The following is a 10,623-nucleotide window of genomic DNA, read 5'->3' as shown; positions in this document are numbered from 1 at the left end:
CCCGCGCCGACCCCGGCGCCGTCGCCGCTGCCGCAGGGCGCGCAGCCCGTGCGGCTCGACCCGGCCGACTTCACCACCGCCGTCGACAATCCCTACCTGCCGCTGCCCGTCGGGGCCCGGTGGAGCTACGACACCCCGAGTCCGGACGGCGACTTCCGCACCGAGGTCACCGTCAGGCTGGGACCCGCCGTCGCGGGCATCGCCACGGTCGCGGCGCGCTCGCTGACCACCGACGCCGGCGGTGGCGTCGTGCGCGACGAGAGCCGCTGGTACGCCCAGGACGGCGCCGGCAACGTGTGGCTGCTGGGTGAGACCGCCCGTGACTACGTGAACGGCACCCTCACCGGCGTCGACGGCTGGCAGGCCGGGCAGCAGGGCGCGCAGCCCGGCATCGCGATGTCGGCGCGGCCCGTGCCCGGTCAGCGTTGGCGGATCGGCTACAGCCGCGGCCGGGCCGAGGACTCCGCCCGGGTGCTGGCCGTGCACGAGCAGGTCAGCGTGCCCGCGGGCGCCTACCGCGACGTCGTGGCGATCGAGCAGACCTCGCCGCTGCTGCGCGACGTGCGCCTGCTGAGCTTCTACGCCCCCGGCGTGGGACTGGTGCGGTCGGAGACCGCCGGGTCCGCCGACCGCACCAGCCTGACGGCCTACCGCGAGCGCTAAGCCGCGGCGCGGACCCGGGCGCGGGCCATGGTCCGGAAATCGTTGGGCAGCTGCTGCATGACGTGGTCGAACGTCTCGTCGCCCAGGTCCTCACGAAGCGCCGTGAACACCCCGCGCACCCCGGCGTCGGTGTCGCGCTCGTTGAGCCCCGTCCGCTCCTGGACCCGCCGCAGCAGCTCCGGCAGGTCGAAGCACTTGATGCGCCCGTTGGGCGGCAGCGAGTCCCGCAACCCCTCGTGCAGGTGCGCCGCCAGATGCCGGTTCTCGCCGTTGCTCAGCCGCGCCGCCAGGCACTCCAGCGTCGCGCGCGTCGTATCGGCCGCCTCTTCCACGGTCAGCCCAGACAACTCGGCGACCTTGCGAAAGAACTGCTTGTCTCCCATACGTTCCCTCCCGTACTCGATCCACACGGTCGGGGGTGATCCATCAACACCCTAAGCCTCCATGCCCCCTACACCACCCTTTACACCATTTCACCCACCCCCACTCGGGTCGATCATGAACCTGTGGCCGTGTTCGACGGCGTGTCACCACCCTGCGCCCGTGCTCGCCTCCACCGTGCGGGATGTGCCGAACCGGCTCTGAACTGCGCCTTTCGATGGCATCCTGAGGTGTCCACTCCATGCCGGTCGTCGGCGCGGCAGGGCCCTGCGGCGACCGGGCGGCGGCCGGAGGCGTCCCATGAAAACCACCCGAAGCGGCACACGTGCCCCAGCGAAGCAGGATCAGTACACCGTCGACGTGTTCACCGTCGTCAACGGCGCGCCCGTGCAGTGGCGCGTCGACACCCGCACCACCCTGCTGGAGGCACTGCGTGACAGCTCCGGCCTGACCGGCACCAAACGCGGCTGCGACCAGGGTGCCTGCGGCGCGTGCACGGTGCACGTCGACGGAGCCCGGGTGCTGTCCTGCCTGATGCTCGCCGCGCAGGTCGACGGCCGCCAGGTCACCACCGTCGAAGGGCTCGCCGGCGAGCTGGGCATGCACCCGATGCAGGAGGCGTTCCTGCGCCACGACGCGTTCCAGTGCGGTTTCTGCACCTCCGGGCAGCTGATGTCCGCGGTGTGCCTGCTGCGCGAGGGCCGCGCCGGCAGCGACGCCGAGATCCGCGAGTACATGTCGGGCAACCTGTGCCGGTGCGGCGCGTACCCCAACATCGTCGCCGCCGTCCGTGAGATCGCCGACGGGGCAGGTGCGTGATGAGGGCCTTCGTGTACGACCGTCCCGCCGCCGTCGACGAGGCCGTCGCCACGGTGGCCGCCGACCCGCAGGCCGCGTTCCTGGCCGGCGGCACCACCCAGGTCGACCTGATGAAGGACGGCGTGTGGACACCCGACCGGCTGGTCGACATCACCCGCCTGCCGCTGCGCGGCATCCTCGTGGAGAGTCAGCAGCTCAAGGTCGGCGCGCTGACCACGATGGAGGAACTGGCCGCCGAACCCGTGGTCGCGCAGCGCCTGGCGTTCGTGCGCTCGGCGCTGCTGCAGGGGGCGTCGGTGCAGCTGCGCAACATGGCCACCATCGGCGGCAACCTGCTGCAGCGCACCCGCTGCCGGTACTTCCGCGACCCGACCGTGTCGGCCTGCAACCGGCGCAGCCCCGACTCCGGCTGCGCCGCCGTGGACAACGTCGCCCGGATGCACGCCGTGCTCGGCGTCGACGAGCGCTGCATCGCCCTGCACGCCTCCGACGTCGCCGTGCCACTGGTCGCCGTCGAGGCGTCGGTGCTGGTCACCGGGCCGAGCGGGCAGCGGCGCATCCCGCTGACCGAGTTCTGGGTCCGCGCCGACGAGGGCCCGTCGATCGAGAACGTGCTCGGCCACGGCGACCTGATCACCGAGCTCGACATCCCGCTGCTGCCCAGCGGCTGGCGGTCGGGTTACCTGAAGGTCCGCGACCGGGCCTCCTACGAGTTCGCGCTGACCTCGGCCGCGGTAGCGCTGCAGATGGACGGCGACATGATCGCCGACATCCGCATCGCGCTCGGCGGCGTCGGCTCGGTGCCCTGGCGGGCCCGCGAGGCCGAGGAGATGCTGCGCGGCACCCACGTCGACCCGGTGCGCTTCGAACAGGCCGGCCGCGCCACCATGGCGTCGGCGTTCACCGTGCCCGGCACCGCGTTCAAGGTGGACCTCGCGGTCCGCACGCTGTCCCGGCAGCTGCTCACCATGACGGAGGCGTCGCGATGACCGCCACGAAACCCGATCTCGGCACCTGGGTCGGCAAGGGGATCGACCGCGTCGACGGCCCGCACAAGGTCACCGGCAGCGCGCCGTACTCCAGCGACGTCACCCTGCCCGGCATGCTGCACGCCGTGATCGTCACCTCGACCATCCCGGCCGGTAGCGTCACGAAGATCGACACCAGTGCGCTGCTGACCCTGCCCGGCGTGCGGGCCGTGTTCACGCACGAGAACTTCCCGCGCCTGAACGCCCCGGCGCCCGTGCTGTTCGGCGAGGCCCCGATCGCGCCGATGCAGGACGGCCGGATCGTCTTCCACGGCCAGGAGGTCGCCCTGGTCGTCGCGGACACCCCGCAGGAGGCGACCGAGGCCGCCCGGCTCATCGAGATCACCTACGCGGCCGAGCCGGCGCTGCTCGACCCCGCCGACGGGCAGCCGGAGCCGCTGGCGCTGTCACCCGACACGTCCCGCGGCGACACCGAGGCCGGCTGGGCAGCCGCCGACGTGCGCGTCGGCGCAACCTACACGACGCCCGAGAACACCAACAACCCGCTCGGGCTGATGGGCTGCGTCGCCGCGTGGGACGGCGACCACCTGGAGATCCACGACTCCACGCAGGGCACCAACGCGCTGCGCACCACGCTGGCCGTCATGTTCGGCGTGCCGGAATCGGGCGTACGCGTGCACACGCCCTACCTCGGCGGCGGATTCGGCGCCGGGCTCAACCAGTGGCCGTACAAACTCCTGGCCGCCGGAGCCGCCCGCGAACTCGGCCGCCCCGTCAAGGTCATGCTTACCCGGCCCCAGATGTTCAAACTCGTCGGCCACCGACCCAACAGCGAGCACCAGGTGCGCCTCGGCGCCGGCCGCGACGGTGTGCTCACCATGATCGAGCACCGGGCGTCGTGCCTGTCGTCGATCGACTTCCCGGCGGTGGGGCTGCTCACCAGCGGCACACCGCACCTGTACAACTGCCCGAACGTCGCCACCGTGGAACGCACCGTACGGCTCAACCGCCGCTACCCGACGTCCATGCGCGCGCCCGGCGAGGCCGAGGGCAACTGGGCGATCGAGACCGCCATGGACGAGCTCGCCCACGAACTCGGCATGGACCCGCTCGAACTGCGGCTGCGCAACCTCGCCACCGACCTCGACCCGGCGACCGGCAAACCCTGGTCGTCGAACGCCGTCATCGAGTGCTGCAAGGTCGGCGCGGAGCTGTTCGGCTGGTCGCGGCGCGACCCGCGGCCGTCGTCGATGCGTGAGGGCGACCTGCTCATCGGCTGGGGCATGGCCGCCACCGGGTTCTTCGCCTACATGCCGGTGTCCCAGGCCCGGGTCACGGTGTACGCCGACGGCACCGCCGCCGTGCGCTCGGCGGCCACCGACATCGGCACCGGCACCTACACGATCATCACGCAGGTCGCCGCGGATCTGCTCGGCCTGCACCCGCAGCAGGTCGACTTCCAGCTCGGCGACAGCGACCTGCCCGCCTCGGCGCACTCCGGCGGCTCCGGGCTGGCCTCGTCGCTGTCCAACGCCGTCATCGACGCCGTGAGCCACCTGCAGGGGGCGCTGCTGGACCTGACCGGCGACGACTCGCCGCTGCACGGGCTGGGTCCCGATGACGTGGTCTGCCGCGACGGCGCGCTGTGCCGCCGCGACGACCCGTCGGTGCGGGTCGCCATCGCCGACCTGCTCGCCGGGCAGGGTCTGGTCGAGGCGTCCGGCGACGGCCGGCTGCGGCCACCGGACGCGGCCGCCGCGTCCATGGTCCACGCGGGCCCGTACGGGGCCCGGTTCGTCGAGGTCGCCATCGACCCGATGATCGGCCGGCTGCGGGTACGCCGGGTCGTCAGCGTCACCGACGGCGGGCGCATCCTCAACCAGAAGCTGGCCCGCAGCCAGATCATCGGCGCGACCGTCGGCGGCATCGGCCAGGCCCTGTTCGAGGACACCCTGACCGACCCCGGCACCGGCCGGGTCGCCAACGGCACCTTCGGCGACTACCTGGTCGCCGTCAACGCCGACGTGCCCGACATCGAGGTCGTCTTCGTCGGTGAACCCGACCGGTACACCCCGTCGGGCACCAAGGGCATCGGGGAGATCGGCCTGGTCGGCGTCGCCGCGGCGATCGGCAACGCCGTGCACCACGCCACCGGCCGCCGCCTGCGCGACCTGCCCATCACCATCGACCAGCTGATGATGTGACCATGACGAAAACCACCTGGCGGGCGTACGAGGTCCAGGGCGAGCTGAGCACCGCCGAGAAGAACCGCCTGCCCGAGTCGGTGTTCGCGTTCCCGGACAGCCGCAAGCTGCCGCTGACCGACGCCGAGCACGTGCGCAACGCCCTGGCCCGCTTCGACCAGGTCGCCGGCGTCAACGACGACGACCGCGACCTGGCCTTCGCCAACCTGCTCGCCGCCGCCAAGCACTACGGCGTCGACGTCGCCGAAACCGGCTGGCGCCAACTCGGCCGCAAACCCCACACCCCGAACCCGGCCCACTGAGCCCGGACGGTCAGCGTGCAGTTTCGCGGAAACTGCACGCTGGCGGCGCGCCATTCATGCACTTTCCGCGAAACTGCAACGGACGTCGCCTGGCCCGGATCGTTTGTGGACTGTCGCGACCATCGCGGGGGTCTGGCATGATCTGCCGCATGTCGCAGCCCATGCCTCCCGCTCAGGTCATGCCCTACACCGCGTATCCGATGCCCGTGCCCGTGCCGGAGGGACACGGCGTGCTCATCGTGAGCTTCAACCGGGGCCCGTACATCGTGTCCGCGGCGTCCACCTGCCGGTTGAAGATCGACGGCCGGGAGGTGCCGTTCGCCGGCGAGGGAATCTACTACATCGTGGTCCCGGCCGGGCCGCACGAGGCCAAGGTCACCGACTTCATCGGCATGCCGATGATCAAGACGGCGCTGACCGTGCACCCCGGCGCGGGACACCAGCTCGCGTTCCGGTTCGGCGGCTGGCGCAACCGGGTCCACGACGGGCAGGGCGCCGACGTCACCACCTTCGGCATGTGGTCGAACTACCTCATCATGCTGGTGTTCTTCCCGGCGTTCTTCCTGCTGTGCTGCGGCGGCGTCGCCGTGATCTCCGCACTGGGCTCGTCGGCCTGACTCACGCGGCGGTCAGCAGGTCCGCCAGGTCGGGCAGGTCCACGGCGGCCTCGCCGAGCGGCTGCAGCGGCGTCACCGTGGCGTAGCCGTCAGCGAGTAGCGCCATGTCCGTGCCCGGCTCCAGGCGCGCCCCGGTGTCCTCCAGGGCGGTGCGCACGAAGCCGCTGCCGCGCTCGGCGATGCGCATCTGCACCTGGCCGAACCGGCCGAACCTGGCCCGGCACAGTCCTTTGACCCGGTCGGCGGGCAGGTCGGGCACGTTCAGGTTGAGCACGGTCTCCTTCGGCAGCCCGTCGAGCAGCCGCAGCAGCGCGACCGCGTACACCGCCGCGGTGTCCCAGTGCCGGTCGTCGTCGGTCAGGTCGCCGTCGGCCAGGTCGAGGGACACGGCCAGGCCGTGGCAGCCGTAGGTGGCCCCGGTCAGCGCCGCGCCGACGGTGCCCGAGTGCAGCACCGCGGGGCCCGCGTTCGCGCCCCGGTTGACGCCGGACAGCACCACGTCCGGCGGGTCGCCGAACGCGCCCCGGGTCGCGATCAGCGCGGCCAGCGCCGGCGTGCCGGTGACCGCGTACGCGGGCACGCCGTCCAGATCCGGCAGCTTGCGCTCCTCGACGACGATGCGCCCGTCCTGGGCCACGGCGCTGATCGCGGCGCTCGCGCCGCTGGAGTCGCGGGCCGGGGCCGCCACCACGACGTCGAACCCGGCGGCGGCCGTCGCGTGGGCGAGCCGGTGCAGCCCGGGTGCTTCGATGCCGTCGTCGTTGGTGATCAGGACCCGGGTCATCAAACTTCCTTTCGTCGGTGCGGGGGAGCCGGTCACGAGCGCTTCACCTTCTCCGCGAGCTGCTCGGGGGAGGTGTGCCCGCCGCGCTGCTCGGCCGGAGGGGCCGCGGCGCTCGCGCCGGGCAGCGGGGTCAGCTCGACGCGGGTGGTGAACTGGGCGATCACGTCGGCGCGGCCGGTGCCCAGACCGTGGCGGGTGACGTTGAGGGCTCCCGCGGCCGCGCCGGTGCGGATGGCCTCTTCGAGTTCGCGGCCCCGGGCCAGCATCGCGGCGACACCGGCGGTCATCGAGTCGCCCGCGCCGCGGTGGTCGGCGGGCTCCAGGCGCGGCAGTTCGACCTGGCGGACCTCGTCGCCGATGAGCACCAGCGCGGGGTGCTCGGCGCGGCTGAGCACGACCGCGCCCGCGCCCTCCTCGCGCAGCCGGTGCATGGCCGCGACCAGGCCCGGGATGGTCTCCTCGGTGGCCCGGCCGTCGCGCAGCACCTCCTCGTGTGACACCTTGAGCACGTCGACGCCGCCTTCCAGGACGGCGGTCAGGTAGTCGCCGGACAGGTCGGCGACGACCTTGGTGCCGTTGCGGCGCAGGTCGCCGGCCAGCCGCCGGTACACGTCGGGCGGCAGCACCTGCGGGTCGGCGACCCCGGCGAGCATCGCGACGTCGGCGCGTAGGCCCTCGGCGAGCGCGACGTTGTAGAGCTCGTCCTGGTCGTGGCGGCTCAGCGGCTGCCCGGGGGCCTGGGCGATCTCGTTGCGGGTGCCGTCGCGGCGGTCGTGCACGTAGGCGCCGTTGCGGGCGGCGACGTCGATCGCGCCGACCTCCAGGCCCTCGTCGAGGATGAGGTTGCGCACGACGCGGCCGGTCTCGTCGCCGAACGCCGAGCACAGCACGACCCGTACGCCCAAGGATTTGATCATGCGGGCGACCCAGACGCCCTGGCCGCCGGCGTGCAGGTGGATCTCCTCCTCGTCGCCGACCTGCTCGATGGTGACGGTGAGCTGCGGGGACGGTGAGAACACCATGACTGATTCCGGCATGATCAGCGCTTACCCCGGCGGCGGGCAGCTCAATCCTGCGGCCGCCGGGGCTTCGATCAGGTGTGCGAGGGGGTGAAGGCCTGTCCGGCCTGGCGCAGCAGCGGCACCAGGTCGCGCGGCGAGCCGACGATGACGTCCATCATGGCGGCGACCTGGTCGCCGGTCTCGGGGTTGGACACCCCGACCCGGAACACCTCGAAGTCGCGGTCGGCCTTGGCGCGGTCGGCGAGCGCGGTCAGGGCGGGCAGGTCGCCGAGGTCGTCGCCGAAGTACCAGACGCAGTTCAGGTCGCGGGTCGCCGTGCGGATCACGCCGCCCTTGTCGCGGCGGATCGGCGGTTTGAGTTCGAGGACCATCCGGCCTGGCAGCGGCGACAGGCCGTACTCGGATGCGCGGTCGCCGCCCCAGCGTTCGACCTGGGCGCGCAGGTGCGGTGCGGTGCGGTAGTGCAGCGCCACCGACAGCCGCTTGTCCTCGACGAGGATGTCGGGGTCGAGTTCGGTGACGGCGCGCTTGGCGACGTCGGCGACCGCGGAGATCCACGGCACGACCTCGGGGTCGGTCCACAGGGTGCCGTCGGCGCCGAGGGACTCCATGCCGTAGAGGCCGTACAGGCGCACCGGCAGGCCGCCGAAGTGCTTGCGCAGGAAGTCGACGGGCCGTCCCGACACCACCGCGACGGTGCGGAGGTGTTCGGCGATCTCGGCCACGGCCGCCACGACGCCGGGGACCGGTTCGACCCCGGCCGGGTCGTCGCGGATCTCGGAGAGGGTGCCGTCGAAGTCGAAGAAGAAACCGCAGGTTTGACGTCTTTCGGCTGCTATACGTAGTGCGTCAGTGACGCTCTGCGATTCGATCACTCGCCTACTCTAGGCCACCCGTGACCCCGGGATCACGTGAAGTACACGATCATTCGTGTCCAGCCGGTGTAGGGTGTGCGACTCCGTCACGTCGGGGGTCTCCCACCTGCCGATCATCCTATCGATCACCGCGTCGGGCACCGGCGCCGGCCTGGCCGCATTGCGCGCCCGCAGCACCGGACCCGGCGCCTCCAGCGCCACCACCTCCACCCGCGCCCGGTACGCCGCCGCCAGGCCGATGCACAGCTCCCGCAGCTGCCGCGACACGTTCGTCGCGTTCCACGCGAACGAGCGCCCCGCCCGCAGATGCCCCCGCGCCAGCTCGTGCGCCGCCGCGGCGACCGCCCGCTGGTCACCGGCCGGGTCCACCCCCGACTGCTTCCGGATCGCGTCCAGGCTCACCACCGGCAACTCCGGCCGGTTCGCCGCCAGCCACGTGTCCTTGCCGACCCCGGGCAGCCCCGACAGCACCGTCACCGTCAGCCGGGTGTCGTCGAACGCCGCATACCGCGGATCCCGGCCCGGCGTACGGAAGTACATGAACCGCGCATGATCGGAGGCGAACTCCCACGGCCGGTCCAGCACCCCCAGGTCCGCGCAGTACTCCCGGAACAGGCCGATGTTCTCCAGCACCGTGTCCGCGTCCGCGCAGACCCGGCCGCCGATGTCGGCGGTCGCCAGCAGCGCCAGGTCGTCGTTGCACGCCACCAGCGACACCCGCAGCACGATCTGCTCCAGGTCCGGACGCTCCAGCGCCCAGAACGGCACCTGGTGGTGGCGCACCAGCGCCGCCACGTGCTCGCGCCACTCGATCGGCGCGCCCGCCTCCCACAGCACCCGCCGCGCGATCAGCTCCCCGCGCCGGGAGTGCCCGTGCGCGGTCACCCGCCCGTCCTCGTGCCGCGTGCAGTCCGGTTTGGCCACGTCGTGCAGCAGCACCGCGGCGAACAGCCGCACCTGCTCATCCCGTGGCCGGTCCCGCCACTGCGGCAGCGCCACCAGCACCTGCGCCGCCATCCGGGTATGGGTCAGCACGTCTCCCTCGGCATGATGCACCGGATCCTGCGGCACCCCGGCCAGCCGCCGAATCCAGTCGAACTCCCGCTCGACCGCGGCCCAGTCCAGCACCCAGCCCGGCCCGACCGGGCACAGCCGCTCAAAGGCCCGCATACAGCACCTCCGGATCGGCGAGCCGGTTGGCCACGATCGGCCGGTCCGCCCAGTGCGAGCCGGAGTCCAGCACCGCCGTCACGAAACTGTGCCGCACCCACTTGTAGCGCTCCACGACCCGGCCACCCTCCTCGACCTTGAGGTACAGCCCCTCCATCTCGTCGGCCCGGTCGCTCTCGGCCGCCGCCCGCTCCGGATCGACCCCGGCCTCCACCGCCGCGGCGGCCAGACCCTCACGCCACCCGGGCGTACGGCACACCGACGGCCCCACCAGCCCCGTCAGCTGCTCCAGCCGCTCGAACGGCCCCGCCGCGAGCACCGGCACGCTGCGCACCGGCAGCCCGTCCAGCAGCTCCTGCCGCCGCGGCGTGTCCAGGAACTCGCCCGTGGCCGTATCCAGCACGTCGAACTCGCAGAAGTAGTGCGGCAGCGCGTCATAGAAGACGGTGTGCTTGGCATACATCCACTCCCCGTAGCAGACGTACCGGTCGCCCAGCCGCTCCCACAGCAGCGGCGCGATCGTCGCCGCCCACGACTTGAGCACCGCGAACTGCCGCTCGCGCGGCCCGCCGGACAACCGGTGCCCCCGCGACTGCAACCGCAGCTGCCCGTCGGCGGTGAAACTGATGCCGGCGTTCGCCCCGTCGAGCTTCTCCTCGGCGACCACGTGCCGCCCCCGGATACGCGCGAACGGCGCCTGGGCCAGGTCCTCGTCCCCAGGCTGCAGGCGCGACCCGGCCAGATGCGGCGTACGCGGATACTTCACGATCACGCCGTATGTTGTAGCCGCCCCGCAC

Annotated in this window: 12 protein-coding genes; 6 read left to right on the top strand and 6 right to left on the bottom strand. The window is 72.4% G+C overall.

Features of this window, described 5'->3' with window-relative positions; translation table 11 throughout:
• Positions 1-663, top strand: a 663-nt coding sequence (locus tag AB0B66_RS38710; RefSeq protein WP_360539725.1) for a hypothetical protein, incomplete at its 5' end; no start/stop codon positions are given.
• Here the strand turns inward: AB0B66_RS38710 and AB0B66_RS38705 are convergent.
• Positions 660-1,046 (bottom strand): DUF2267 domain-containing protein, encoded by a 387-nt coding sequence (locus tag AB0B66_RS38705; RefSeq protein ID WP_360539723.1) that lies wholly within the window; start codon positions 1,044-1,046, stop codon positions 660-662. The genes AB0B66_RS38710 and AB0B66_RS38705 overlap by 4 nt on opposite strands.
• Positions 1,047-1,344: 298 nt before the next feature.
• On the opposite strand from AB0B66_RS38705, the gene AB0B66_RS38700 reads away from it, so the two are divergent.
• From AB0B66_RS38700 to AB0B66_RS38680, 5 genes are all read left to right on the top strand, one after another.
• Positions 1,345-1,863: a (2Fe-2S)-binding protein gene (locus AB0B66_RS38700; protein ID WP_360539721.1), complete on the top strand. Its 519-nt coding sequence runs from the start codon at positions 1,345-1,347 to the stop codon at positions 1,861-1,863.
• The gene (locus AB0B66_RS38695) at positions 1,863-2,852 is read left to right on the top strand and encodes a xanthine dehydrogenase family protein subunit M (RefSeq protein WP_360539719.1); all 990 of its coding nucleotides are present in this window, start codon (positions 1,863-1,865) and stop codon (positions 2,850-2,852) included. Before AB0B66_RS38700 ends, AB0B66_RS38695 begins: the two co-directional genes overlap by 1 nt.
• A complete protein-coding gene (locus AB0B66_RS38690) occupies positions 2,849-5,056 on the top strand; it encodes a xanthine dehydrogenase family protein molybdopterin-binding subunit (RefSeq protein ID WP_360539717.1) in 2,208 nt (735 codons plus the stop codon). The genes AB0B66_RS38695 and AB0B66_RS38690 overlap by 4 nt, the downstream gene beginning before the upstream one ends.
• 2 nt (positions 5,057-5,058) lie before the next feature.
• Entirely contained in the window at positions 5,059-5,358 is a 300-nt protein-coding gene (locus AB0B66_RS38685) for a DUF6582 domain-containing protein (RefSeq protein ID WP_360539715.1), read from the top strand.
• Between the two features lie 149 nt (positions 5,359-5,507).
• Positions 5,508-5,975 carry a hypothetical protein gene (locus AB0B66_RS38680; RefSeq protein ID WP_360539713.1) on the top strand — a complete coding sequence of 156 codons (468 nt, stop codon included), beginning with the start codon at positions 5,508-5,510 and terminating at the stop codon, positions 5,973-5,975.
• A gap of 1 nt (position 5,976) precedes the next feature.
• Here the strand turns inward: AB0B66_RS38680 and AB0B66_RS38675 are convergent, their stop codons facing one another.
• The 5 genes from AB0B66_RS38675 to AB0B66_RS38655 are packed head-to-tail and all read right to left on the bottom strand — an operon-like array spanning position 5,977 to position 10,598.
• Positions 5,977-6,759 carry a 5'/3'-nucleotidase SurE gene (locus AB0B66_RS38675; protein WP_360539711.1) on the bottom strand — a complete coding sequence of 261 codons (783 nt, stop codon included), beginning with the start codon at positions 6,757-6,759 and terminating at the stop codon, positions 5,977-5,979.
• 32 nt (positions 6,760-6,791) lie between these two features.
• Entirely contained in the window at positions 6,792-7,796 is a 1,005-nt protein-coding gene (locus AB0B66_RS38670; protein ID WP_360539709.1) for a PfkB family carbohydrate kinase, read from the bottom strand.
• Positions 7,797-7,852: 56 nt separating this feature from the next.
• Positions 7,853-8,656 carry a trehalose-phosphatase gene (otsB, locus tag AB0B66_RS38665; protein WP_360539707.1) on the bottom strand — a complete coding sequence of 268 codons (804 nt, stop codon included), beginning with the start codon at positions 8,654-8,656 and terminating at the stop codon, positions 7,853-7,855.
• Positions 8,657-8,665: 9 nt separating this feature from the next.
• Positions 8,666-9,826 carry an AAA family ATPase gene (locus AB0B66_RS38660; RefSeq protein ID WP_360539705.1) on the bottom strand — a complete coding sequence of 387 codons (1,161 nt, stop codon included), beginning with the start codon at positions 9,824-9,826 and terminating at the stop codon, positions 8,666-8,668.
• On the bottom strand, positions 9,813-10,598 hold the full coding sequence (locus tag AB0B66_RS38655) for an RNA ligase family protein (protein WP_360539703.1): 786 nt from the start codon (positions 10,596-10,598) through the stop codon (positions 9,813-9,815). Before AB0B66_RS38655 ends, AB0B66_RS38660 begins: the two co-directional genes overlap by 14 nt.
• Between the last annotated feature and the right edge of the window lie 25 nt (positions 10,599-10,623).

It is taken from the genome of Catellatospora sp. NPDC049111 (genome assembly GCF_040648615.1).
GTDB lineage: Bacteria > Actinomycetota > Actinomycetes > Mycobacteriales > Micromonosporaceae > Catellatospora > Catellatospora aurea.
This window is presented reverse-complemented; position numbering and strand designations above follow the sequence as displayed.

What these genes read in the sequence shown, in the direction of transcription:
- AB0B66_RS38705 (WP_360539723.1), bottom strand. Translation starts at nt 1,046, where the DNA reads ATGGGAGACAAGCAGTTCTTTCGCAAGGTCGCCGAGTTGTCTGGGCTG.
- AB0B66_RS38700 (WP_360539721.1), top strand. Translation starts at nt 1,345, where the DNA reads ATGAAAACCACCCGAAGCGGCACACGTGCCCCAGCGAAGCAGGATCAG.
- AB0B66_RS38695 (WP_360539719.1), top strand. Translation starts at nt 1,863, where the DNA reads ATGAGGGCCTTCGTGTACGACCGTCCCGCCGCCGTCGACGAGGCCGTC.
- AB0B66_RS38690 (WP_360539717.1), top strand. Translation starts at nt 2,849, where the DNA reads ATGACCGCCACGAAACCCGATCTCGGCACCTGGGTCGGCAAGGGGATC.
- AB0B66_RS38685 (WP_360539715.1), top strand. Translation starts at nt 5,059, where the DNA reads ATGACGAAAACCACCTGGCGGGCGTACGAGGTCCAGGGCGAGCTGAGC.
- AB0B66_RS38680 (WP_360539713.1), top strand. Translation starts at nt 5,508, where the DNA reads ATGTCGCAGCCCATGCCTCCCGCTCAGGTCATGCCCTACACCGCGTAT.
- AB0B66_RS38675 (WP_360539711.1), bottom strand. Translation starts at nt 6,759, where the DNA reads ATGACCCGGGTCCTGATCACCAACGACGACGGCATCGAAGCACCCGGG.
- AB0B66_RS38670 (WP_360539709.1), bottom strand. Translation starts at nt 7,796, where the DNA reads ATGCCGGAATCAGTCATGGTGTTCTCACCGTCCCCGCAGCTCACCGTC.
- AB0B66_RS38660 (WP_360539705.1), bottom strand. Translation starts at nt 9,826, where the DNA reads ATGCGGGCCTTTGAGCGGCTGTGCCCGGTCGGGCCGGGCTGGGTGCTG.